The sequence below is a fragment of the Caballeronia udeis genome (assembly GCF_001544555.2).
In the GTDB taxonomy this organism is placed as follows: Bacteria; Pseudomonadota; Gammaproteobacteria; order Burkholderiales; family Burkholderiaceae; genus Caballeronia; species Caballeronia udeis.
Map to the genome: position 1 here is coordinate 39,328 of NZ_FCOK02000055.1, position 23,875 is coordinate 63,202.

General features: G+C 61.2%; 18 protein-coding genes and 1 pseudogene. 8 read left to right on the forward strand and 11 right to left on the reverse strand.

Features of this window, described 5'->3' with window-relative positions:
• Positions 1-15: 15 nt before the first annotated feature.
• From AWB69_RS30615 to AWB69_RS30645, 7 genes are all read right to left on the reverse strand, one after another.
• Positions 16-1,377 (reverse strand): NCS2 family permease, encoded by a 1,362-nt coding sequence (locus tag AWB69_RS30615; RefSeq protein WP_062090562.1) that lies wholly within the window; start codon positions 1,375-1,377, stop codon positions 16-18.
• Positions 1,378-1,388: 11 nt separating this feature from the next.
• Positions 1,389-2,414: an adenosine deaminase gene (locus AWB69_RS30620; protein WP_062090563.1), complete on the reverse strand. Its 1,026-nt coding sequence runs from the start codon at positions 2,412-2,414 to the stop codon at positions 1,389-1,391.
• A 28-nt stretch (positions 2,415-2,442) separates the two neighbouring features.
• Positions 2,443-3,468 (reverse strand): xanthine dehydrogenase accessory protein XdhC, encoded by a 1,026-nt coding sequence (gene xdhC / locus AWB69_RS30625; RefSeq protein ID WP_062090564.1) that lies wholly within the window; start codon positions 3,466-3,468, stop codon positions 2,443-2,445.
• Positions 3,469-3,487: 19 nt separating this feature from the next.
• Complete coding sequence (xdhB, locus tag AWB69_RS30630; protein WP_062090565.1) at positions 3,488-5,920, reverse strand: xanthine dehydrogenase molybdopterin binding subunit; 2,433 nt, start codon at positions 5,918-5,920, stop codon at positions 3,488-3,490.
• Positions 5,921-5,981: 61 nt separating this feature from the next.
• On the reverse strand, positions 5,982-7,484 hold the full coding sequence (gene xdhA / locus AWB69_RS30635; protein ID WP_062090566.1) for a xanthine dehydrogenase small subunit: 1,503 nt from the start codon (positions 7,482-7,484) through the stop codon (positions 5,982-5,984).
• A gap of 428 nt (positions 7,485-7,912) precedes the next feature.
• The gene (locus tag AWB69_RS30640; RefSeq protein ID WP_062090586.1) at positions 7,913-8,425 is read right to left on the reverse strand and encodes a disulfide bond formation protein B; all 513 of its coding nucleotides are present in this window, start codon (positions 8,423-8,425) and stop codon (positions 7,913-7,915) included.
• Between the two features lie 132 nt (positions 8,426-8,557).
• Positions 8,558-9,934, reverse strand: a complete 1,377-nt coding sequence (locus AWB69_RS30645; protein ID WP_062090567.1) for an amidase — start codon at positions 9,932-9,934, stop codon at positions 8,558-8,560.
• A gap of 383 nt (positions 9,935-10,317) precedes the next feature.
• Here AWB69_RS30645 and AWB69_RS30650 point away from each other — a divergent pair, with 383 nt between their 5' ends.
• Positions 10,318-10,569: a DUF4160 domain-containing protein gene (locus tag AWB69_RS30650; protein WP_062090568.1), complete on the forward strand. Its 252-nt coding sequence runs from the start codon at positions 10,318-10,320 to the stop codon at positions 10,567-10,569.
• Positions 10,553-11,020, forward strand: a complete 468-nt coding sequence (locus tag AWB69_RS30655) for a DUF2442 domain-containing protein (RefSeq protein WP_063977946.1) — start codon at positions 10,553-10,555, stop codon at positions 11,018-11,020. The genes AWB69_RS30650 and AWB69_RS30655 overlap by 17 nt, the downstream gene beginning before the upstream one ends.
• A gap of 46 nt (positions 11,021-11,066) precedes the next feature.
• Here the strand turns inward: AWB69_RS30655 and AWB69_RS30660 are convergent, their stop codons facing one another.
• The 3 genes from AWB69_RS30660 to hemN form a co-directional block, all read right to left on the reverse strand.
• Positions 11,067-14,282, reverse strand: a complete 3,216-nt coding sequence (locus tag AWB69_RS30660; RefSeq protein ID WP_062090569.1) for an efflux RND transporter permease subunit — start codon at positions 14,280-14,282, stop codon at positions 11,067-11,069.
• Positions 14,283-14,296: 14 nt separating this feature from the next.
• Positions 14,297-15,553, reverse strand: a complete 1,257-nt coding sequence (locus AWB69_RS30665; RefSeq protein WP_062090570.1) for an efflux RND transporter periplasmic adaptor subunit — start codon at positions 15,551-15,553, stop codon at positions 14,297-14,299.
• 68 nt (positions 15,554-15,621) lie between these two features.
• The gene (gene hemN / locus AWB69_RS30670) at positions 15,622-17,019 is read right to left on the reverse strand and encodes an oxygen-independent coproporphyrinogen III oxidase (RefSeq protein WP_062090571.1); all 1,398 of its coding nucleotides are present in this window, start codon (positions 17,017-17,019) and stop codon (positions 15,622-15,624) included.
• Positions 17,020-17,155: 136 nt separating this feature from the next.
• On the opposite strand from hemN, the gene AWB69_RS30675 reads away from it, so the two are divergent.
• From AWB69_RS30675 to AWB69_RS30685, 3 genes are all read left to right on the forward strand, one after another.
• On the forward strand, positions 17,156-17,449 hold the full coding sequence (locus AWB69_RS30675; protein WP_062090588.1) for a YkgJ family cysteine cluster protein: 294 nt from the start codon (positions 17,156-17,158) through the stop codon (positions 17,447-17,449).
• A 59-nt stretch (positions 17,450-17,508) separates the two neighbouring features.
• Positions 17,509-18,096, forward strand: coding sequence for a DUF1439 domain-containing protein (locus AWB69_RS30680; RefSeq protein WP_062090572.1), 588 nt, complete (start codon positions 17,509-17,511; stop codon positions 18,094-18,096).
• A gap of 79 nt (positions 18,097-18,175) precedes the next feature.
• Entirely contained in the window at positions 18,176-19,009 is an 834-nt protein-coding gene (locus AWB69_RS30685) for an undecaprenyl-diphosphate phosphatase (protein WP_062090573.1), read from the forward strand.
• Between the two features lie 108 nt (positions 19,010-19,117).
• On the opposite strand, the gene trmB is transcribed toward AWB69_RS30685, so the two are convergent.
• Positions 19,118-19,867 (reverse strand): tRNA (guanosine(46)-N7)-methyltransferase TrmB, encoded by a 750-nt coding sequence (gene trmB, locus AWB69_RS30690; RefSeq protein ID WP_062090574.1) that lies wholly within the window; start codon positions 19,865-19,867, stop codon positions 19,118-19,120.
• 728 nt (positions 19,868-20,595) lie between these two features.
• Here trmB and AWB69_RS30695 point away from each other — a divergent pair.
• The 3 genes and pseudogenes from AWB69_RS30695 to AWB69_RS30705 all read left to right on the forward strand — a co-directional run.
• Entirely contained in the window at positions 20,596-21,369 is a 774-nt protein-coding gene (locus AWB69_RS30695) for an SDR family oxidoreductase (RefSeq protein ID WP_062090575.1), read from the forward strand.
• Positions 21,370-21,441: 72 nt separating this feature from the next.
• A complete protein-coding gene (locus tag AWB69_RS30700) occupies positions 21,442-22,347 on the forward strand; it encodes a LysR family transcriptional regulator (protein WP_062090576.1) in 906 nt (301 codons plus the stop codon).
• A 605-nt stretch (positions 22,348-22,952) separates the two neighbouring features.
• Positions 22,953-23,768, forward strand: a pseudogene (locus AWB69_RS30705) (HdeD family acid-resistance protein); the annotation flags it as partial.
• Positions 23,769-23,875: the final 107 nt, after the last annotated feature.

A 23,875-nucleotide genomic window follows, 5' to 3' on the forward strand; every position in this document is an offset into this window, starting at 1 on the left:
AGCGGGTCAACGCCCTTATAGCTGTGTCAACAACAGCAACGACAGCGCGGCGACAATCCACATCGCCGGCTTGATTTCTTTTCTGCGGCCAGTGCACGACTTGATCACGACAAATGCGAGGAAACCGTACGCAATGCCGTCGGTGATCGAATACGTCAGCGGGATCAGGATCATTGCGAGGAAGGCGGGAATGGCCTCGTCGAAACGGCTCCATTCGATCTGCGTGATCGACTCCATCATGAACACGCCGACGAGCACCAGCGCGGGCGCGGTCGCAATGGCCGGCACCAGCGAGAGCAGCGGCGAGAGGAACAGGAAGGGCAGGAAACACAAGCCGGCGACCACCGCGACCAGCCCTGTGCGGCCGCCCGCGGAAATGCCCGCCGCCGATTCTATGTACGCATTCGCCGGGCTCGTGCCGAGCGGTGCGGAGACCAGCGCGGCGAACGAATCGACCATCATCGACTGGCGGATGTTGCGCGGGTTGCCGTCTTTATCGTAGAGCTTGCCGGCTTCCGAGATCGCCATGAAGGTGGAGAGGGCGTCGAAGAAAGACGTGAACAGCATCACGAAAATAAACGGCCAGTAGATCAGCTTCAGCGAGCCGAGCAGGTCGAGTTGGCCGACCGCCGAAAAGTCCGGCGCCGAGAACAAACCGTTCCAGTTCACCAGCGTTTTGGTGGCAATGGCGGCTGGCCAGTAAGCGGTGCCGTCGCCCCAGAAGCGGCCGATGGGAATGGCTATCACGGTCGTGAAAATGATGCCGAGCATCAGTGCGCCGGTCACGCGCCGCGCGACCAGGATGGTAGTCACCGCGAGACCGATGAGGAACGTGATCACCACCGGATTCAGCGACGCCGAATGCACGATCGTCACCGGATCGCTGACAACAAACTTCGCGTTAACCAGCCCGATCAGGCTGATAAACAATCCGATGCCACAGGACACCGCATGACGCAGATTCGCCGGAATCGCATCGACAACCAGCTTGCGTGCGTTGAACGCCGCAAGCACCGCGAAGATCACCCCGGACCAGAACACGCAGCCGAGCGCCGTCTGCCAGGGCATCTTGCCGGCGTGAACCATCACGAACGCGAACAGCGCGTTCATGCCCATGCCGGGCGCGACGAGCACCGGGTTGCGCGCGTAGAGGCCCATCGCGCAACTGCCGAGGAAACTGACGATCACGGTGGCTGTGAGCGCTGCCGGAAAGGGCACGCCGGCCTGAGACAGGATCCCGGGGTTGACGACGATGATGTACATCGCCGTGAGAAAGGTCGTGATGCCCGCAACAATCTCGGTCTTCGTGCGCGAACCCGCCGCGCGGATGCCGAAGAAGCGTTCGAGCGTGGTTGTGTCGTTGGTAATCGTGGCCATGGCGTTCTCGCTCACGCCGCGTACCAGTAGGCATCGAGTTTCGCGACCATTGCGAGGCGTTCGGCATCCGTCACGAACGACGCTTCCAGGCTGTTTTTCAGCAGCGTGTAAACTTCGGCATCGGTGAGTTTCAATGCTTCAGCGATCGCGAAGTAGTTGGCGTTCACGTAGCCGCCGAAATACGCGGGGTCGTCGGAATTGATCATCACGGCCACGCCCTGGTCCAGCAGCGCCTTGAGCGTGTGTTTCGTCATGTCGTCGAACACGCGCAGTTTCAGGTTGGACAGCGGGCAGACGGTCAATGCAATGCGCGCACTGGCCAGACGGCTGACCAGCGCCGGGTCTTCCATGCTGCGCACGCCGTGATCCACGCGATCTACTTTCAACAGATCGAGCGCTTCGTACACATACGCAGGCGGCCCTTCTTCGCCCGCGTGGGCCACGAGTTTCAGGCCTTTCTCACGTGCCTTCGCAAACACGCGCTCGAACTTCGAAGGCGGATGACCGCGTTCGGAGGAGTCCAGCCCTACACCAATCAGCCGATGCCTGTATTGGTCGAACAGGGGCAACGCTTCATCGAACGTATTGAGCGCATCTTCTTCCGGCAAATGGCGCAGGAAACAGAGGATCAGTTTGCTCGTCAAACCGCGCCGCTCACCTTCGGCCAGCGCGCTTTCGATACCCGCGACCGCCGTAGCGATTGATACACCGCGTTCGGTGTGCGTCTGCGGGTCGAAGAAAATTTCGGTGTGCGTGACATGATCGGCGAGCGCACGTTCGACGTACGCCATCGTCATGTCATGGAAATCCCGCTCGTGCAGCAGCACGCTCGCGCCTGCGTAGTAGATATCGAGGAACGACTGCAGGTCGGTGAACGCGTAGGCCGCGCGCAATGCGTCGATAGAGTCGTACGCAAGCGTCACGCCATTGCGTTTTGCGAGTTCGAAGATCAGTTCGGGTTCGAGCGAACCTTCAATGTGAATATGGAGTTCGGCCTTGGGCGCGCGGGCGATCTTGTCAGCGAGAGTGGGATTCATGCTTGTTTTGTGCTTTAAAAGGTCTGGATCACGCGATTTGCGGATGCTGCGCGGAATTGTAGCTGTGCGCGGCGCGTTCCTCGACCTTCTGCAGCAACTGCGCTGCGACTGATACGGCAATCATCTCCGGCGCTTTGTCGGCTATGCCGGGCACGCCGATGGGACACGTCATGCGCCCGATTCGCATGTTATCGATGCCCCGCGCCGCCAGCCGCCTTTCGAACTGCACCTTCTTCGTATGCGAACCGATCATGCCGAAATAGGCGAAATCGCCGCGCCGGAGGATCCGTTCGGCGAGCGCGAGATCGAGCGCGTGGTTGTGCGTCATCACCAAAAAGTAACTATTGGCCGGCGCCTCGTCCACGGCGGCTTCCGGGATTCCGCTGGCGTCCATCGTGACGTTTTGGGGGAGCCGGTCCATGGGCGGGAAGGTTTCATCGCGCTCGTCCACCCACACTACGTGGCACGGCAAATTCGCGAGCACCCTGACCAGCGCCGCGCCCACGTGGCCGGCACCGAACAGCACGACCGGAAACTCGCGCAACGTAATGATTTCGGTCAGCAATGCGCCGCTTTCGTCGAAACCGGCACCGTCCCAGAGCAAGCAGTCCGGACCGCTCACGCCCGGTTCCGGATCAGAGATCATCACTCCGTCCTGAGTCGGGCCAAAGCCGACGCTGCGGACGGTGGATAGTCTTTGCGCCATGCGTTTGTTCAGCGATGTGACCCAGCCAAGATCGCTGATATCCAGCCGTTCGAACGCCAGCACGACCGCGCCGCCGCAGCACTGGCCGAGGCTCGGGCCAAGCGCGAAACGCTCGAGCCGGCGCATGTGCAGACTGCGCGCGCCGTCTTTCAGGACCTGCCGCGCCGTTTCGATAGCCTTCCACTCCAGATGACCACCGCCAATGGTGTGGCGCGCGTCGTCGCGTGTGACGATCATCTTCGTGCCCGCTTCGCGCGGCGCCGAGCCTTCCACGCGCGCGACCGTCACCAGCACGACGGCGTCGCCGTGTGCAAGGAGGTGTTGCAGATCGTGCAGCCAGGCTTGCATCGAACAGGCTCCGGTTTCGTTAGTTGACCGGCGCGGGCTGGGCGACGTCCGGAGCCGTCGCGGCGAGCGCTTTCGATGCCTGCGCGTCAAGCGCATTCAGGATCGACTCGGGCGTGGCGGGCGCGCGCAGGGCGGGTGCGTCGACCGAGTCCGGCGCGACCGACGCCACCGCGGCGCGGATGGCCAGCAACACCGAGAAGCCCAGCAGCAACGGCGGTTCGCCCACGGCTTTCGAGCGGAACACGGTCGGCTCGACGTTCTGGTTCTCGTAGAGCGCGACGTTCATTGCGGCCGGGATATCGCTCACCGACGGAATCTTGTAGGTGGACGGCGCATGCGTCATCAGGCGGCCGTCGCGATTCCACCAGAGTTCTTCTGTTGTGAGCCAGCCCATGCCCTGGACAAAACCCCCTTCGACCTGGCCGATATCGAGCGATGGATTGATCGACTGCCCTGCGTCGTGGAGGATGTCCGCGCGCAACAGGCGCCACTCGCCGGTGAGCGTATCCACGACCACTTCCGAGATCGCCGCGCCATACGCGAAGTAGTAGAAGGGCTGGCCGGTCAGCGTTTTCGAATCCCAGTTGACCTTGGGGGTGGCATAAAAACCATCCGACCACAACTGCACGCGTGCCAGATAGGCCGCCCCGACCAGTTGGTCGAACGGCATCTGGCCGCCGTTCGACTCGACCACGCCGTCGTGAAAACGCACGTCTTCCGCGCGTCCGCCGAGCTGCTTCGCCGCGAGTTCCGCGAGCCGTCCGCGAATGGTGAGCGCGGCGGCTTCGGCCGCCTTGCCGTTCAGGTCGCTGCCGGTGGACGCAGCGGTGGCCGATGTATTCGCGATCTTCGAGGTATCGGTGGCGGTCACGCGCACGCGCGACAACGGCACGCCCAGCGCGTTCGCCACGACCTGTGCGACCTTCGTGTTCAGGCCCTGGCCCATCTCGGTGCCGCCGTGATTCACGAGCGCGGAACCGTCTTTATAGACATGTACGAGCGCACCGGCCTGGTTCAGGAACGGTACGTTAAACGAGATGCCGAACTTGACCGGCGTGAAAGCGATGCCGCGCTTGAGCACGGGACTCGTTTTATTGAACGTGGCAATTGCCTTGCGCCGCTGCAGATACGCACTCGATGCCACCAGTTCGTCGGTCAGCGGCGCGATCACGTTGTCTTCCACGGTCTGGCCGTACGGCGTTATGTTGCGTTCGGTGATGCCGTAGTAGTTCACGCGGCGGACATCGACGGGATCGCGCTTCAGCCGGTGGGCGATTTCATCCATCATGATTTCCATCACCAGCGCGCCTTGCGGACCGCCGAAACCACGGAACGCCGTGTTCGACTGCGTGTTGGTGCGGCAGCAGAGCGCGGTGATATCGACGTCCTGCAGGTAATACGCGTTGTCGAAGTGGCAGACGGCGCGGGTGGCCACCGCGCCCGACAAATCCGCCGAATAACCCGCGCGCAACGCGATTTCCACGCGCGCGCCTTGCAGGCGGCCGTCGTCGTCGAAACCGGCTTCGTAGGTGTAGGTGGCGTCGTGGCGTTTGCCGGTGATCATGAAGTCGTCGTCACGATCCGCGCGCAATTTCACGGGCCGATGCAGCAAATGCGCCGCCAGCGAAGCGATGCACGCAAAGATCCCCGACTGCGATTCCTTGCCGCCAAAACCGCCGCCCATCCGGCGGCATTCGCAGATGACGTTATGCGTCGGCCAGTCGAGCATGTGCGCGACCAGATGCTGCATCTCGCTCGGATGCTGCGTGGAACTGTAGACGAGCAAGCCGTCGAGTTCCTTCGGAATGGCATAGGCAATCTGCCCTTCGAGATAGAACTGCTCCTGCCCGCCGACTTCGAATTCACCTTGCAGCCGATGCGCCGCCGACGCGATTTTTCCGTCCGGATCCCCGCGTTTGAGATGCAGCGGCGGCAGCACGAACTGCTGTTTCGCTTTCGCGTCACGCGGCGTCAGGATGGCTTCGAGCGGTTCGTACCGGACCACTTCTTCGCTCTTCGCCAGCGCTGCCGCACGGCGCGCGAGATCGTGCGTTTCCGCGATCACCACGAACACCGGCTGTCCGAGGTACAGCACTTCGTCTTTCGCGAGGATCGGGTCGTCGTGGAGCACGGGGCCGCAATTGTTCTCGCCGGGGATGTCGTCGGCGGTGAACACGGCGATCACGCCGGGCGCGGCCAGCACGAGGTCGAGATTGATCGAGACAATGCGCGCATGCGCATGCCGCGACAGGCCGAGCGCCGCGTGCAGCGTGCCGCGCACTTCGCCGATGTCATCAACGTAAGTCGCTTCGCCGCTGACATGCAGGTTCGCCGATTCGTGCGGCAAGCCGACGCCGATCGCTGCGCGCTGCGGTTTTGCCGCGCCGGCTTGCAGTGCGAGTGCTTTGTCGGCAGCACGGTCGATGTGGTGTGGATCGGTACGCTTGTTCATCGCGTGGTCCTTAAAGCTTGGTGTGGCGTGGCGCGGCGTGACTGATGTGACGTCAGGCCGATCATTGCACGTCGAATGCGAACGCGTTGACATCGTGGAGTGCGAGCGGCGAATCTTCACGGGTCTCGAGGAAAAAACGCCACAGCACGTTGCGCGCCACCTTGCTGCGGTACGCGCTCGACGCCCGCATGTCGGTGAGCGGCTGGAAGTCGACGTCCAGCGCGTGCATGGCCGCTTCCACATTGGCCTCGTTCCACTCTTCGTTCACCAGCACGGCTTCCGCATTCGATGCCCGTTTGGGCGTGGCGGCCATGCCGCCAAACGCGAAACGCGCGGCGCTTACGCGGGTGCCGTCGAGCGTCACGGCGAACGCGGCGCACACAGCCGAGATGTCCTGGTCGTAGCGCTTGGATATCTTGTAGGTCCGGAAGCGCAATTTCGCCGATGGCAGCGGCACCCGAACCCCCGCAACAAATTCGCCGGGTTCCAGCGCGGATTTTTGATAGCCGAGATAAAAGGCGTCGAGCGGCATGGTGCGGACTTTGGCGGCTTTCTGCAGCACGATTTCCGCATCGAGCGCGATCAGCGCGGGCATGGAGTCACCGATGGGGGAACCGTTTGCCACATTACCGCCGAGCGTGCCGGCGTTGCGGATAGGCCTCGATGCGAAGCGCGTCCACAATTCCGCGAGTTCCGGATAAACCGACGAGAGTGCGCCATACGAATCTTCCAGCGAGGCCGCAGCGCCTATGGTCAGCCACTGGCCGTCGCGGGTGATCGACTTGAGCTCGGTCACATTGCCGATATACAGGATGTCGCCGAGATTGCGGAATTGCTTGGTGACCCACAGGCCGACGTCGGTGCTGCCGGCCAGGATGCGCGCATCCGGATGGTCGGCGCGCAAGCGGGCGAACTCGGCAAGCGAGACGGGCGCGAAGAACGTCGGGTGGCCGAATGCGGCGCCGCGTGCGTCGGGCGCGGCGTATTCGAACGTTTCCTTGCGCTGGATGCTTTCGAGCTGGCGTTTGAGATGGTCGCGATCGAGGGGCGCGCGAGGGTACTCGAACATCTTCTGTGACGCATCGACGATCGGCCGATAGCCCGTGCAGCGGCAGAGATTGCCGGAGAGGGCGGCGTTGATTTCGTCGCGGGTGGGGAGGCCCGCGTCGGCGGGCTGATTCTGATACAGCGCCCACATCGACATCACGAAACCCGGCGTACAGAAGCCGCATTGCGAGCCGTGGCAATCGACCATGGCTTGCTGGACCGGATGCAGCGTGCCGTCCTTGGCGCGCAGGTCTTCCACAGTAAAGAGTGCCCGGCCATCAAGTGTCGGCATGAACTGGATGCAGGCGTTCACCGCTTTGAGGACGGGTTGGCCGTCCGCATCGAGTTCACCAATAACGACTGTACAGGCGCCGCAGTCGCCTTCGGCGCAGCCCTCTTTGGTGCCGGTGCATTGGTCATGCTCGCGCAAATGCTGGAGCACCGTACGGGAGGCGGGTACGTCGCGCACTTCGCGGATGGCGTTGTGCTGAAAGAACCGGATGGTTTGCGTTGTCATATAGAAGTCCGAGACATTGCGGATCAGGCGCGCGTTACGCGAAATCGGCGCCGGGATTCAAAAGAAACCTGGCCGAAAGAGCGCACGTGGATCGCCATCCAGAAATAACGATATCACCGCAATATCTCAAATAGATTCCGGTGAGCGTATCAAGACTATGCGAACAGCCGAATGAGGGTAGGCGAAAAAAGCGCCAAAACCCTATACAGAGGGATATTGAGGGGACGAAAGGGACTGCGGCGAGCCGAATGGGCGAGGGCTTGGCCGCCGGTGTTCAAACCGGCCGCACCCGGACGGCGAGGGCGGCGGCGCAAGAAAGGTACGGGGTGCCTCGGGGAGCCAAGAGCCTGCCGCGCACGGTGACCCGAGGCTTTGCGTCAAGCAGGAAGAACGGTTCGGTGAGGATCCGAACCGCCCGGGAATCGTGTTCAGCCCGCCCGCAATCTGCGCTTGCCCCACAAACTGCCGGCGACAGCCAGGAAGATCACCGCAAATGCGATAAGGCCCCATTGCGGAAGCGAGAGCCCGAGAATGGGCGGATAGGGCGTTTCGCAAAGTCCCGCGACCTTGAATACCTGAGGCAGCCATTGCGCCGGGGGAAGAGCGTCCACGACGGGTTGAAGTGCGTCGAACCCGCAGCTGAACCCAGGATGCGCCTGCACGTAGACATGCCGTCCGGCTGCGACCACGCCCCCGAGGGCGGAAAGCGCGACCAGCGTCTCGAGCAATGCGATCCCGCGCCATCCCTTGAAGGAAGCGCCGAGCAGGGCAAAGACTGCGATCAGCACGAAAAAGTATCGTTGAATAATGCACAGCGGACAGGGATCTTCGCCTTTGACGAACTGAAGATACAGTGCGCCTGCAACGAGCCCCAGACAAATCACTGCGAGTAAAACCAGCAATCGTCGTTCACGGCGAATCCCGCGCTCGTCGTGGTGCATCGTGAAATGATTCAAGGATCTATTCATATTTTCCGAACTGTTCGAGAAAAAAGCACCTGAAAGAGCGCATCCGGCGACGGAATTCTATCGCGATCGGTGTCGCCGGACAGTTTCAGCCGCGGCAAGCGTCGCTCAACGCGTGGTTTCGAGTACGGCTTCCACGGCACGGCCGATGGAGAGCAGGGCGTCGTCACCGAACGGCGCCCCGGCCAGCATGAGGCCGACCGGCGCTTCGCCCCGAGGATGGCACGGCACCGACAACGCGCAACTATCGAGGAAATTGAACACGGAAGGGTTGCGCAGGATCAGCGCGTTGGTCGTGGCAAACGCTTCGTCGTCGTGTTCGAGACCGGCCACGCGCGGCGGCACGACCGGCACGGTCGGACACACGATGGCGTCGAACCGCTGCCACAGCGCGCGCGCCTGCTCGATCATCGCCGCGCGCGCTTGCAACAAGTCTATGTAGTCAGCCGCACTGGCGGGCTGGCCTTTCATGATCCGTACGTGCACGCGCGGATCATATTGATCGGCATGCGCCTGCAGCAGCGGCCGGTGCCATGCATAAGCCTCGACCGACGCGAAGCTGAAGCGGTTGATCCCGGCGAGCCGCTCGAGCGGTGCGAAACGCACGTCTTCCACCAGGGCGCCAGCTGCCGAAAGATGTCCGATCGCAGCGGAGTATGCGCTGGCGACCGTTTCGTCGATGCCGTCCATGACGTAGTTGGTTAGCACGCCAAGACGCACGCCATCCAGTGGCCGCGTAGCGGGCACACCGGAGTCGCGCCCGGCCAGGATACGGTCCACGAGTGCGCAGCACGCGACCGACAAGCCGATCGGTCCGAACGAGTCGAGCGTGGTGGAGAGCGGGATGCCGCCTTGCGTGGGCACGCGGGCAGCGGTCGGTTTGAAACCGGTGAGTCCGCAAAGCGCGGCAGGGATGCGGATGGAACCGCCGGTGTCGGTCCCGAGTGCGATGGCGGCCATACCGTCCGCCACGGACGCCGCAGCCCCGGACGACGAGCCGCCGGCAATCCGCTCGTCACCCGGCACATCCCTTCGATACGGCGAGCGCGGCGTTCCGTAATGCGGGTTCAGCCCGAGTCCGGAGAACGCGAATTCGCTCATGTTGGTACGCCCGACGATCACGCCGCCCGCACGCCGCAGCCGCGCCACGGCGATGGCGTCGGTTTTGGCCGGCAACGCGTCAGCCAGTACACGCGAGCCGGCGCGTGTCACCTGGCCTTCGATGTCGAAGAGGTCCTTGATCGACACGGGAATGCCTGCCAGCGGCGAAAGCACCGTGCCGGCACGGCGCAGTGCGTCGTGGGCGTCGGCGGCAGCGCGGGCACGCTCTGCATCGACGTGCAGGAAGGAGACCGCTCCTTGTCCCGAAGGGTCTGCAATGCGCTCGAGCGCCTGCTCCACCAGCTCGCGGCTGGTGGTTTTGCCGTCGCGTAGCGAGGCGGCGAGTTGTGCGAGAGGCGCGAACTGAGGCGAAGTGGTGGGCATGATGTCGAGAGAAACAGGTGGCTTGACGGGCTACAAACAGAGCTACAAAACGACGTTGCAAAACGGGCTGGGACGCGCGGGAAGTGATCCGTTCGCGCCATGGCGCCGCGGCTTTGCTGCGCTGACGCCCACCATGAAACGCTTGGGATAACTTGCTCAAAAGTGGCTGTCATTCTAAGCCAGTCGAGTAGGAAATACTCGACGCGACGCGCGCGGCGCTTGATAAACCGGGCTCCTCGGCCATTCGGCTGATAGCGCGGCAGCGGCTTCCTCCCTAAGCTTGGTCAGGTCCTGCAGGCGTCTTTTACAGCGGAAAACAACAGCCTTATAAAAACCCAAGCGTTTAGGTTTACTTGTGCGCTACCAACAGATAGAGTGACTACATGCCAACGATTTTCCGCATCGGCGCTGCCCGCGTCGTGATTTATTTGAACGACCATCATTTTGCCCACGTGCATGTTCTTGATGGCAAGCAACATGCCATATTCGACCTGCACTGTCCGGCGGGACCGCCGACCCTGCAAAGGAATCACGGCTTTTCACACGTTGATGCAAACACCTTTGCCCGCCGCATGCAAAACGTAGTCGGCTCGCTGTGCACTGAATGGAAAACACTTCATGACTGCTTTTGTTGAGATCACCGAGCACCAGATGCGCGAAGCCGAAGAGCGGATGAGCAAGCACCTTGCCGGCAATCCGGTCGCCGTGTCGGCTTTGTTCAATCCGGCTGATGCCCGGGTGGCTATCGAATTATCGAATGGCGCGTTGTTCGCGATTCCCGCGCGGATTATCCAGGGTTTGGAAAACGCTTCGGACACCGACTTGGGAACCATCGAAATCACCGCGTCGGGCATGGGTCTGTATTTTCCTGCCGTCGACGTCGACATTCTCGTGGCGCCGTTGCTCGCCGGCGTGCTGGGGTCGCGATCGTTCATGGCCAGGCGACTGGGCAAGGAGGGGGGCTCCAGCCGCAGCGAATCCAAAGCTGCCGCGGCGCGCGCGAACGGCGCACGTGGCGGCCGGCCGCGCAAGGTCGCCGTGGAAAGCGTGGAGCGTGACGAAGGTGCCATGCTCGCGAAGAAATAGCGGGCGTTCGGTCAGGCGCGCTTGCGCGGCCGGCGCCGTCATCGCATCAAGGCACGCGGTCCACCTCGGCGCGAATGCTGCGAGAACGTTCGGGGGGCGCAATGGGCATCTTTTCCTTTGCACCGCGCCGCCATTTCCTGGTCACCCACGCGCCGAAATCATCCAGGACCGTGTACGCCACCGGAACGACCACCAGCGTCAATAAAGACGAGGTGATCACGCCGCCAATCACCGTCTGGCCCAGCGGGCCGCGTTGTTCGCCGCCTTCGCCCAGGCCCAGCGCAAGCGGCAGCATGCCGAAGATCATCGCGAGCGTGGTCATCAGGATCGGCCGCAGCCTGACGCGTGCTGCTTCCGGCAACGCGTCGGTGCGCGTCATCGGGTGGCCTTTGCCCGACGCGTCGAGCAGGGTGCCGCGCCGCGCTTGATTCGCGAAGTCGACCAGCAGGATCGCGTTCTTCGTGACAAGGCCCATCAGCATGATGAAGCCGATGATCGAGAACATATTGACCGTGCTGCCGAACAGCAGCAACGCGAGCAGTACGCCCACCAGCGTCAGCGGCAAGGCCGTCATGATCGCGAGCGGCTGCAGGAAGCTGCCGAATTGCGACGCGAGGATCATGTAGATGAAGATCACGGCGAGCGCGAGCGCCTCGACCGCGTAGATGAACGACTCGTTCATGCTCTTGGTCGAGCCGCCGAAACTGTAGCGGTAGCCAGCGGGAAGGCGCATCTCGTCGAGCGTTTTCTTCACGTCGGCGGCCACTTCGCCTGGCGAGCGGCCCGTGACGTTCGCCGAAATCTCGACTTCCCGCGACAAATCCCGTCGCCCGATCACGTCCGGTCCGGTGGTTTCGGTAATGGCGGCAACCTGGCGCAGCGGCACGAGCAGCGGCGCGCCGTTCGCGTCGGTGCGGCTGGTGGTGATCATCAGCTTTGACAGGTCGTCCACGTTGCGACGCTGCTCCGAGGGCAAACGCACGCTCACGTCGTAATCCTGATCGTCGGGCGCACGCCATGTGCTGATGGCGTCGCCTGACAGCAGCGGGCGCAGTGCCTGGCCGACTTCGGCTACGCCCACACCGAGGTCTGACGCGAGTTCGCGCCGGACGTCGATGGCGACAATGGGCTTGTCGTCCTTCAGGCTCGCGTCCAGGTCGACCAGGCCGGGGATCTTCCGCAAGCGCTGCTGCGCCTCTTCGGAGAGACGCCTGAGTTCGCCCAGGTTGTCGCCTTGCAGGCTGAACTGCACGGCCTTGCTGGACCCGGCCCCGTCTGACATGCCGATTTCGGTCACCACGATCCCGGCAATGCTCTGCAGGCGCGCGCGGAATACCTGATTCAGCTCCTGCACGCCGCGCGTGCGTTCACGGCGTTCTTTCAGGCGCACGGTGATCTGCGCCTTGTTTTTCCCTTGCGCGTTGCCGGAGTTGATCGTTGCGTAGCTGTAGCGGACTTCAGGAAATTGTGCGAGGACCGCTTCAACCTGCCGGACTTTGTCGGCGGTCGCTTCCAGCGAGGTTCCAACCGGCGTGTTCAAGCCAATTTGCGTGGTGGAGAAGTCGGCATTCGGTATGAATTCAGTGCCGATCAGCGGCACGAGGAACAGGCTGCCGACAAAGGTTGCAACGGCGACCGAAAGGGTAGTGACGCGATGCCTGAGCGACCAGCCGAGCAGCCGCTGGTAGAACCGCGCGAGCCGCTCTACGCCGCGTTCGAAGAAGGCCAGCAAACGCGTGAGATGGCGTGTACCGCGAACGTGCAGCGCGGGATCGGGCCAGATCGACGAGAGCATGGGGTCGAGCGTGAACGACACGAACATCGAGATCAGCACCGCGGCCGCGACCGTCACGCCGAACTGGTGAAAGAACCGGCCAATGATGCCGCTCATGAACCCCACCGGTAGGAATACGGCGACGATCGAAAACGTCGTGGCGAGCACGGCCAGAGCGATTTCCTTCGTGCCATCGAGCGCGGCAGTGCGGTGATCCGAACCAAGCTGAACATGCCGGACGATGTTTTCGCGCACCACGATCGCGTCGTCGATCAGCAAACCCACGCACAGCGACAACGCCATCAGCGTGATGACGTTGATCGTGAACCCGGCCGCGTACATGAACGCAAACGTGCCGATCAACGCGATCGGCAGCGTGAGCCCGGTGATCACGGTGCTGCGCCACGAGCCGAGGAACAGGAACACGATCGCGATGGTCAGCAGCGCGCCCTCGAGCAGCGTGCCCTTGACTTCGTTCACGCTGTTTTCGATATCGAGCGACGAGTCGTCGGTGATGTCGAGCTTGACGCCTGGCGGCAGCGCTTTTCGCAGCGCCTCGACCTCCGCCCGGATGCCATGCGCCACGTCGACCGTGTTTTCGCCCTGTGCCTTGACCACCGATAAAAACAGCGCACGATTGCCGTTCAGTAGTGCCATGCTGTCGGGCTCTTCCTGCCCGTCGACCACTTGCGCCACTTGATCCAGCGTGACGGGATGCGCTGCATTCGACGTGCCGCGGCGCGCGACAATGATGCGTTTGAAGTCATCGGGTGTCTGGAAACGGCCCTTGACCTGCACAGTCTGTTCAATGCCCGCGGACGTCAACGGCCCCGCCGGAATCTCCTGATTTTCGTTCTGCACGGCACGGATCACCTGATCCACGCCAACCGAAAGCGCCTGCAGCTTGTCCGGGCTGACATCGATCCGAACCTGCCGTTTCACGCCGCCCACAATGCTCACCGAGCCCACGCCGCGTACCGTTTCCAGGCGCTTGCGCACGATCTGGTCGGCGGCAGTCGTGAGGTCGCGCGTGCTCAGGGCGGAGCCCCGCGCGTTGGACACGGCAACCGTGACGATCGGCATGTCGGCCGGGTCATAACGCAGCACGCGCGGTTCCTTCACGCCGTCGCGCAGATCGGGCCGGATCAGCGCCACCTTGTCGCGGACGTCCTGCGCGGCCTGCATGACGTTCGTCGAGAGATCGAACTGGACGATCACGACCGACAACGCGTCGTAGGAGTGCGATGAAATTTCGTCGATACCGCTGATCGTGTTGACGGCTTCCTCGATCTTGCGGGTGACGTCGGATTCGACCGATTCCGGCGATGCCCCCGGATACGCCGTCTGGACAACGACCACGGGAAAGGCGATATCCGGAAATTGATCGACCTTCAGGCGCTCGTACGAGAACAGTCCGATCACGAGAAACGCCGCCATCATCATGGCGGCGAAGACGGGGTTATTGATGCTGACGCGCGTGAACCACATGGCTTGCGGCTCCGCTATTGAGCAGTGGCCGCGGCCGTCGCCGCAGACCCGGCCGCCGGCACCGCGGCGGCTTGTCCCGCCATGCGCACGGCGCTGCCTACACGCAACGCACCGAGGTTATTTTTTACGACCTGCTGGCCTTCCTTGAGCGGTGGATCGACGAGCTGGGTCCATCTCGCGCCATCCGCTTCGCCCGTTGCGGCCGTGGTGACAGGTACCTCGACGAGCTTGCCGCCGGAGATTGCGTAGACGCTGTGGCTTGGGCCGTCCGTGCGCACTGACGATGCCGGCACCACCAGCGCATTCGGCGTACTGCCTACCGTCAGGCTGCCTGTGCCAAACATGCCGACCCGCAGTGTCACGGCTGGATTAGGCACCCGGATATAAATCATGATCGAGCGCGAGCCTGGTTGCGCTGCCGGATTGATGCGCGTGACCGCGGCCGTGATGGGCGCATCGATGCCGTCGAAGCGAATGGAAACGGTCTGGCCGATCCGTACGCGGCCGGTTTCCCCGACCGGCACCGGCGCTTCGAGTTCGAGCTGGGTCAGGTCGACGACGTCGAACAATTTGCTGTCGACGGCCACCCGTTCGCCAGGTTCAATGCTGCGCGATGCGATCTGTCCGCCGAACGGTGCACGCACGACGGTGTCCGCCACCGACAGATTCGACGACGCCAGCGCCGCTCGCGCCGCGGCGAGATTCGCGGCGGCGATGGCGTACTGGCTTTGGGCGGTATCGAAGGCATTTTTCGAGATGAAGCCTTTTTCGACCAGTACCCGGTTGTTCTCGAGCGTCTGTTTCGCGATATTCAACTGGCCAGCCATCGCGGCCATTTGTCCGCGTGATTGCTCGGCGCGCGCGGTGTAGTCGCGGGCGTCGATGGTCGCGAGTATTTGTCCGGCTTTGACGGTATCGCCTTCACGCGCCCGCACGTCGAGCGCCGAGCCGGCTACTTTCGCTTTGACAGCGGCCTGTGTGACGGCGCGAAGTGACCCAGTGAGCGGCAGCGTTTCAGACAGTGTGTGGCGCGTGAGTATGGAAAGGTCGCCGGGCGTGAATTCAATGACGGACTCGTCCGTTGAGGACGGAGCCGATGCTGACGCTGACGCCGGAACGGTGGCGCTTGCCCGTTTCCTGAGCGTGTGCGCGATGCCGAGCGCCAGCACGATGACCACAATGATTACCGCGATGACGATGTTTCGTTTTCTTGATGAATGCATTGCGAGTGAGCGGATCTGGATCTGGAAGCACGCCGCACGATAGCGCATTTACGGCTGGCGGGCGTCAAAGTTGCGGGAGGTCGTATAGAGGCCCGCCCCAAGCTTGACGCCTGCGATTAAATCGTCCGTGAGAACCGCTGCGGGGTGTTACCGGCGAGGTTACCGGCAAGGTTGCCGGCCAGATACTGATCGAAGATCATCGCCACGTTGCGCACGAGCAGGCGCCCGGCGGGAAGCACCTCGAACTCATCGTGTGTCACGTTAACCAGCCCATCAGATTCAAGCGGTTTCAACCGCTCCAGCTCATCCGCGAAAGCCTCGTCGAAACGAATCCCATAAGCCGCTTCCATAGCGTCGAAGCGCAGTGAAAACTGACACATGATTGCGGTGATGATGTCGCGCCGCAGCCGATCGTCGGCGCTCAGGCGGACCCCACGCGCAATAGCCAGCTCGCCACGATCGACCGCAGCGGCATAACCGGCCATGTCCTTGGCGTTCTGCGCGTAGACATCGCCGACTTTGCCGATCGCAGAAACCCCCAACCCGATCAGATTGCAATCCGCCTGCGTGCTGTACCCCTGAAAGTTGCGATGAAGCGTCCCGGCCCGCTGCGCAACCGCGAGTTCATCGTGAGGCAGAGCGAAATGATCCATCCCGATGTACACGTAACCCGCCTCGGTCAGTTTCTCGATAACCCGTTCGAGGATCGCCAGACGCGCGCCAGGCGAGGGCAACGCGGTTTCGTCGATCTGCCGCTGCATCTTGAAAACGCTCGGCATATGCGCATAGCCGAACACCGAAAGCCGGTCGGGCGCGAGAGTGATCATTGTGTCGAGCGTTCGGCTGAAACTCTCCACGCTCTGATGCGGCAAGCCATAGATCAGGTCGACGCTGACCGATTTGAATCCTTCGGTGCGTGCCGCGGACATTACCGTTTGGGTCATCTCGAGCGGTTGCACGCGATTGACCGCTTGCTGCACGCGCAGATCAAAGTCCTGCACGCCGAAGCTCAGCCGGTTGAAACCCAGCTCGCGCAATACGCCGATGGTTTCCACCGATGCCTCACGCGGATCGACTTCGATCGAATATTCGGCCTGCGCGTCAGGCAGCAAACGAAACGATTCGGCGGTCGCGGCCATCAACTCGGCCATTTCATCGTGCGACAAAAACGTGGGTGTACCGCCGCCCCAATGCAATTGCGAGACGGGCCGGGCGGTATCGAAACAAGCCGCTTGCAGGATGATCTCCCGTTTCAGCCGATCAAGATACGGACGTGCGTGCGCACGGTTTTTCGTAGCGATCTTGCTACAGCCGCAATAGAAACAGACGGTGTCGCAGAATGGGATATGGAAGTAGAGCGAAAGATCCGCCGATGCCGCACCCGGGTCCGCCGCCGCCCGATGGTAATGGGCCGGATCGAAGGTGTCCGTGAATTGAACGGCGGTTGGGTACGACGTGTAGCGCGGACCTGCCGCGTCGTATTTAGCGAGCAGATCGGGGCGGAAGAGGGACATGGTGGACAGACTTGAAGAGGGTGCTCCGAGTCTAGCCGACACGTTTCCCCGGTTCTTGCGTGATAACGCCGCAGCCGCGCAGTGGCACAATGGCGGGTTGCCTCTCGCGTCAAATGTGCCCGAACAGCCCGAACCGATGTCCACTGCCCACGATCCGAACTCTGTCCACGCGTGCCGCGAAAGCTGCGGCGCATGCTGTATCGCGCCGTCCATTTCGAGCGCGATTCCCGGCATGCCCGATGGCAAGCCGGCCGGCGTGCGTTGTGTTCAGCTAGGGGCGGATCTGCGCTGTGCGATTTTCGGCGATCCGCGCAGGCCGGCCTGCTGTTCGGGCCTGCAGCCATCGGAGTCCATGTGCGGCGACACGCGGACTTACGCGCTGGCCTGGCTCGCGCAACTCGAAATCGATACGCAACCTGAGCGCGTCTAGCCGGTCGAATGCTCACCGCTCAGTTTCAAATTCAGGTTCAAGTCACTGGAGAATTTCGCATGACTCAAGCCGTTGCGCCGAAGCGGCGCCGGTTCCTGCTCGCTGCCGTTGGCGGCGCGGGCGCGGTGGCCCTGGGAACCCAGGGATGCGCCGCTTCGATATTTCCGTTCATCCCCGATCACTACACGTTCAGCCAGGCGCAAGTCCAGGACGCCGTGCAGCGTAAGTTTCCGCTGGAGCGTCGGGCCTCACAGATTTTCGATGTCACGCTGAGCAATCCGCTGGTTGGCCTCGCGCCCGACCGCAACCGGATCACCGTGCGGCTGGACGCGCGGCTTGCCACGCCATTCATGCCGAATCCGGTCACCGGAATATTTACGCTTTCCAGTCAACTTACTTACGATGCGCCCAGCCACTCGGTCGTTCTGATGTCGCCGACTGTCGACGATGCCCAGGTCTCCGGCCAGGCTGCGCAATACAACGAGCAGATCAACGCGGTCGGCGCGGTCATGGCGACGCAGTTCCTGGACCGTTACCCCATCTACACATTCAAGCCAGAACAATTACAGTTTGCCGGCGTCAACTACGAACCCGGTACAATCACCGTCCTTACAAACGGCATACGCGTGCAGATCGTCGAGAAGTAATTTTTCTCGATTAAGTCCAGTACGCGCGTGCCTGAACGACTGGCTGGCGACGGCCAGACTGTGCCAAAAGGACGGAGCGATGGACTGGATTCTGTTTTGCAAAGCGCTGATTCTGGGTGTGGTAGAGGGTTTGACTGAGTTTTTGCCGGTATCGAGCACGGGACACCTGATTGTTGCAGGCAGTCTGCTGAATTTCACGAATGCCCAGGCAAAGACCTTTGACGTCGTGATTCAATTTGGCGCGATTCTGGCGATTGTCTGGGAATACCGGCGCAAGATCGGCTCGGTGGTGGCCGGGTTGCCTACGCAGCCTAAAGCCCGCCGGTTTGCGTTGAACGTGATCATTGCGACCATTCCGGCTGTCGTGCTCGGCCTGTTGTTCGAAAAGCACATCAAGGCCGTGCTGTTCGCGCCGGTGCCGGTCTCCGTGGCGCTGATCGTGGGCGGGATCGTGATCTTGTGGGCGGAAGCCCGGCACCGCGAGCGCAACGTCGCGCCGAGAGTGACGTCGGTGGACGATCTTTCTTACGCCGATGCCCTCAAAGTCGGGCTCGCCCAATGTTTTGCGCTGATTCCGGGCACATCGCGCTCGGGGTCGACCATTATCGGCGGGATGTTGTTCGGGCTGGAGCGTAAAGTCGCCACCGAGTTTTCATTCTTCCTGGCCATTCCCATCATTTTCGGCGCCACGCTTTACGAGCTCGCGAAAGAGTGGCGCACGCTGTCCGTCGATTCGCTGGGCTTGTTTATCGTCGGGCTGGTGGCTGCGTTTCTCAGCGCATTCGTGTGTATTCGATGGCTGTTGCGTTACGTCGCCACGCACGATTTCACCGCGTTTGCGTGGTATCGGATTGGTTTTGGGCTGCTGATCCTGATCGTCGGGTATAGCGGCGGGTTGAGCTGGGCGGACTGATATTTCAGCGTCGCTGTAAAAGTCCGCAAACGCATACGAAACTGGCCATTCCAACTCGCGTTGGAATGGCCAGTTTCGTGTTGGGCCGACGGATTATTTAGCCGCGGTTCAACGGCGCTTGAACACCAGATCCCACACGCCGTGACCGAGTTTCAATCCGCGTCGCTCGAATTTGGTGACGGGACGGTAATCGGGACGTGGCGCGTAATCCGAGCCGGCCGTGTTTTCCAGCGCCGGTTCGGCCGATAAGACCTCGAGCATCTGTTCGGCGTAGTTCTGCCAGTCGGTGGCGAGATGGATATAGCCACCCGGCTTGAGCCGCGAAACAAGCAGCGCAACGAACTTCGGCTGGATGAGCCGGCGTTTATGGTGACGCGCCTTGTGCCACGGATCGGGGAAATAGATATGGACTCCGTCGAGGCTGTCCGGCGCAATCATGTGTTCCAGCACTTCCACGGCGTCGTGCTGAACCATGCGGATGTTCGTCAGCTCCTGTTCGCCGATCAGCTTCAGCAACGCGCCCACGCCCGGTTCATGCACTTCGATGCCGAGAAAGTCGTCGGCGGGGCGCGCCGACGCGATTTCAGCCGTTGTCGCACCCATGCCGAAGCCGATCTCCAGCACACGCGGCGCAGTGCGGCCGAATGCAGCGTCCCAGTCGAGCGGTTGCGGTGTGAACGGGACGACAAAGCGTGGTCCGAATTCATCGAGCGCACGACGCTGTCCTGTTGATACCCGCCCCGCACGCGTGACAAAGCTGCGAATCCGCCGGTGACGAAGTGTGCCGCTGTCTTTGGCTTCGCCGGCTTCGTCGCTTTCAGCTTTGTCGTCTTGGTCGGAGGGGGAATCGTGGGTCATCGGAACGGGCGGTTCTTGGGTTGAGCGGAACTGCGTGCAAACGCGACAACTATCTGGCGCTGCTGTAAATCAAAAAGCCGCCTTCGAAGGCGGCTTTTTGTGAGCGAGGCCGGTAGGGTAGCACAACCCAAAATGATCCGTCTACTATACGGTCCTACGCAATAATCAGCTTAGAATCTTTTCAATAAATAGTAGCTAATCAAATTAATCCACGTCTTCACCGATATCACGGTAACGACTGTTCCAGAATATATTATATGAATGACCACCATCCAATGTATACGTCTTCTTTCTTCCACCAGGTGTCCCGTTTGAAGTGAAAATCGAAACCGTATATTCACTGCATCCGAATCGCCTATGCCGGTCTCGTCGCCTGGAGCCAATGTAATATGGTGGGGCCTATGGGTATTTATCCGATTTTTCGGTAATACATTGTTTTGTAGTCTTCAATTGGCGCTTCATGACTCTGATTATTTTGGCTAACGCTCCTGAAATTCGGGAGCTTAATGAAATTATAGCGATTGGCTGTAAGTAATCCTTCGGGATTTTCTGGATTAAATATTTAAATACCGGATTACTGACGCGTCTAACCGGAGCGACCCTACCGAATCGCCGAACACGATCCCATTGGGTTGTTTTTCTGGACTATCTATCCAGACGGAGCGGGCTTATCTGTCTCCCGGGTCCGGTTAGACTCCAATTTCCGCGAACAGTCCAGGAGATCTGACATGGCAGACCATTCAATCAAAGGCAAAACCGTCCTTATCGCGGGCGGCTCAAAGAATCTGGGCGGGTTGATCGCTCGCGACCTCGCCGGACACGGTGCCCGGGCGGTGGCCGTCCATTACAACAGCGCAGGCAGCAAGGCCGACGCTGACGCCACGGTTGCGGCCATCGAGGCTGCCGGGGCGCGGGCAGTCGCTATCCAGGCCGATCTGACGACAGCCGGCGCGGTCGAGAAGCTGTTCACCGACGCGGTTGCCGCTATTGGCCGTCCGGACATTGCGATCAACACGGTCGGCAAGGTGCTGAAGAAGCCGTTCACGGAAATCACCGAGGCTGAGTACGACGAGATGACGGCGGTCAATTCGAAAACCGCGTTCTTCTTCCTGAAGGAAGCCGGCAAGCACGTCAATGACAACGGCAAGATCTGCACCCTGGTGACGTCGCTGCTGGGTGCGTACACCCCGTTCTACGCTGCTTATGCCGGAACCAAAGCACCCGTGGAGCATTTCACGCGGGCTGCATCGAAGGAATTCGGAGCACGCGGTATTTCGGTAACCGCAGTCGGTCCGGGCCCGATGGACACACCATTCTTCTACCCGGCTGAAGGTGCCGATGCGGTGGCGTACCATAAGACGGCCGCGGCGCTCTCGCCGTTCAGCAAGACTGGCCTGACCGACATCGAGGACGTGGTGCCGTTCATTCGCCACCTTGTCAGCGACGGCTGGTGGATCACCGGCCAGACGATCCTGATCAACGGCGGCTATACCACCAAGTAAGCCAGTTCGGCCGCTTCCCGTATCGCCCGGGTGGGGCTGCCAACTTGGGCGGGGTTCGGGTCAGAAGGACGAATGGACAAACTCGATCAGTATCGCGTCTTCACTCAAGTTGCCGAGATGGGCAGTTTCATCAAAGCTGCCCATGCGTTGGCGTTGCCGCGCGCATCAGTGTCCGCCGCCATTCAGCAGCTCGAATCGAACATGGGTACGCGCTTGCTGCATCGGACGACACGCCAGGTGCGATTGACTGCGGATGGCGTTCAGTTGCTGGAGCGTGTGCGTTCGCTTCTCGCAGACGCGGAGGACATCGACCAGCTGTTTCATGCCAGCCAGCGCAAGATTTCGGGGCGTCTCAGTGTGGACGTCCCTAGCCGCATTGCCCGCCGGCTGATCGCTCCCGCACTACCAGGCTTGTTGCGGCGCTATCCTCGCCTCCAATTGGCATTGGGTTCGACCGACCGTGCGATCGACCTGGTGCACGAGGCCGTGGACTGCGTCGTACGGGTGGGCAGCCAGCGGGATAGCAGCCTGGTGGTGCGTCCTATGGGACGCATCGCGTTGATCAATTGTGCCAGTCCCGCGTACCTGCGCGAGTTCGGTATTCCAGAGCAGCCCGGCGATCTTGCCGAGGGACACTGGGCTGTCGGCTACGCGTCGAAGACAACAGGACGGGAACTGACGTGGGAATATCCGGACGCGAATGGCGAGCAGCAGATGCCCGTGTCCAGCCGGGTCATCGTCAATAATGCCGAAAGCTACATTGCCTGCTGCCGGGCGGGGCTGGGGCTGATCCAGATCCCGCGTTTTGATGTGCAGCATCTGTTGGACATGGGCGACCTGGTTGAAGTCATGCCGACCTTTCGCGCCCCTTCAATGGAAATCTCCGTGCTTTATACGCACCGGCGGCAGCGCTCACGCAGGCTGAATGTATTCATCGAATGGTTCGAGGGGATTTTGAAGCCCTGCCTGGAATCCTGATAAAAGAATAATTCCGATGGGCCACTCCAGAAGGTCTCCTCCGGCGCCCAACGACTCAAATTTCATTTTATTTGCCGTAAATTTCTGAAAATCCCGCCTTTCTTTGGATTTAAAATATCCGGTCCAAGGAGAAGCGATGCGCTTGTCGTTCTCCGGTTCGCGATCTTGAGATCCACATAGAGCGAGGATCAGTCCGGATACGGGAAAGCTCGGATTTTCCCCGCTTGTTGTGGAATGGCTGTAACGAAGGTTGAATCTCCCTTTCCGCTGCAGGGACGGGGGCGGACTCGGATACTACGGAAAGATGCATGAGGTTGCTATCGTCAATGATCCGTTCTGTGCGTGGTCGCTGTGTCTGGGTTACGGAGTATGCGCAAACCGCGAGCGTTGAATGGCACAGCTCCCGCACGATAATCAGGAGCGTGCGGAATTTTGCTTACCGCACACGCGACGACTGCGAGCCAGGCTATTACGACGCAGTGTACGAACTTGATTCCGTCCGGTCCGTTGATCTCGTTGTATCAAGATGGGCGGCGGAAGCCATTGCCCATGTCTTCCTGAGCTTTGGTTTTCAGGATGGCCGGTATCTGGCTATGGGGAAAGCTATGGTTCGACTGGTATTGCTCCTGCTGGGCATTGATTACCTGCGTACGCGAGCGCGCGCCATTTTCTGGATCGGAGTGGTCTGGCTGGTGGCAGGCTTTGTCGTTTTCGTTGACGGCCTGGACGGGGCGTCTTACTTCCCCATCACCGTCTTTGCCTGGCTCTTCCTGGCGGAAGGTCTTGCAACGCTTGCAGTCGCTTGGACCGGTGTGGGTGGCCAGCGTGTGCTGCGTTACATCAAGGGCTTCGCGGTGGTGGGCGCGTCCATTTTGATTTTCGCCGGGCATCACCACGGTAATTTCATTCTCTCAATGATTTTCGGCACACTCTTCCTGGTGGATGGACTTCTTCAATGTGTTTCGGCCTGGCTCGTTCGGTATCGCCGATGGAAGGTCACTATCTCGTGGGGCATCGTTGAGATTCTCATAGCAGTGTTCTTTTACCAGCCTTATCCGACACACTATGTTGGTACGCTCCCATATTGCCTCGGCCTGTTCCTGCTCTTCGGCGGCCTTAACCTGATTTCACTTGCCACGCGTGTCCGGCACCTCGCGAGTAACCCGGCACTACGCAGCTCACGGCGATCCGCATTGTTGCCCGACATCGATGGTCCTGGCGACGAACCCAGATTTGATCGGACCGAATGGGATGGTCCTCCCGCCGACAGCGAGCAAGCGTTGACGGTACACGTGTGGACACCGACCGGTTCATCTAAGGCGCCCGCGCAGCATCATCCGGTTGTCGACCGGTATATAGCCGCAGTCGATGTCAACGGTACGATATCCACCGGACACGCAGCACTTGAATCGCCTGAAGGGTAAGCGTCATCTGAAGGCCGCATGTACAGGCAGCTGGATAGTGTCCAAAGTAGTCCCCACCAAATAAGTGATGGGGACTACTTTGTCTAAAGATGAGATGCAGATTT

Bases quoted from the DNA above. Each gene is read 5' to 3' on its own strand.
- AWB69_RS30615 (WP_062090562.1), bottom strand. From the start codon at position 1,377: ATGGCCACGATTACCAACGACACAACCACGCTCGAACGCTTCTTCGGC.
- AWB69_RS30620 (WP_062090563.1), bottom strand. From the start codon at position 2,414: ATGAATCCCACTCTCGCTGACAAGATCGCCCGCGCGCCCAAGGCCGAA.
- xdhC (WP_062090564.1), bottom strand. From the start codon at position 3,468: ATGCAAGCCTGGCTGCACGATCTGCAACACCTCCTTGCACACGGCGAC.
- xdhB (WP_062090565.1), bottom strand. From the start codon at position 5,920: ATGAACAAGCGTACCGATCCACACCACATCGACCGTGCTGCCGACAAA.
- xdhA (WP_062090566.1), bottom strand. From the start codon at position 7,484: ATGACAACGCAAACCATCCGGTTCTTTCAGCACAACGCCATCCGCGAA.
- AWB69_RS30640 (WP_062090586.1), bottom strand. From the start codon at position 8,425: ATGCACCACGACGAGCGCGGGATTCGCCGTGAACGACGATTGCTGGTT.
- AWB69_RS30645 (WP_062090567.1), bottom strand. From the start codon at position 9,934: ATGCCCACCACTTCGCCTCAGTTCGCGCCTCTCGCACAACTCGCCGCC.
- AWB69_RS30650 (WP_062090568.1), top strand. From the start codon at position 10,318: ATGCCAACGATTTTCCGCATCGGCGCTGCCCGCGTCGTGATTTATTTG.
- AWB69_RS30655 (WP_063977946.1), top strand. From the start codon at position 10,553: ATGACTGCTTTTGTTGAGATCACCGAGCACCAGATGCGCGAAGCCGAA.
- AWB69_RS30660 (WP_062090569.1), bottom strand. From the start codon at position 14,282: ATGTGGTTCACGCGCGTCAGCATCAATAACCCCGTCTTCGCCGCCATG.
- AWB69_RS30665 (WP_062090570.1), bottom strand. From the start codon at position 15,553: ATGCGCTATCGTGCGGCGTGCTTCCAGATCCAGATCCGCTCACTCGCA.
- hemN (WP_062090571.1), bottom strand. From the start codon at position 17,019: ATGTCCCTCTTCCGCCCCGATCTGCTCGCTAAATACGACGCGGCAGGT.
- AWB69_RS30675 (WP_062090588.1), top strand. From the start codon at position 17,156: ATGTCCACTGCCCACGATCCGAACTCTGTCCACGCGTGCCGCGAAAGC.
- AWB69_RS30680 (WP_062090572.1), top strand. From the start codon at position 17,509: ATGACTCAAGCCGTTGCGCCGAAGCGGCGCCGGTTCCTGCTCGCTGCC.
- AWB69_RS30685 (WP_062090573.1), top strand. From the start codon at position 18,176: ATGGACTGGATTCTGTTTTGCAAAGCGCTGATTCTGGGTGTGGTAGAG.
- trmB (WP_062090574.1), bottom strand. From the start codon at position 19,867: ATGACCCACGATTCCCCCTCCGACCAAGACGACAAAGCTGAAAGCGAC.
- AWB69_RS30695 (WP_062090575.1), top strand. From the start codon at position 20,596: ATGGCAGACCATTCAATCAAAGGCAAAACCGTCCTTATCGCGGGCGGC.
- AWB69_RS30700 (WP_062090576.1), top strand. From the start codon at position 21,442: ATGGACAAACTCGATCAGTATCGCGTCTTCACTCAAGTTGCCGAGATG.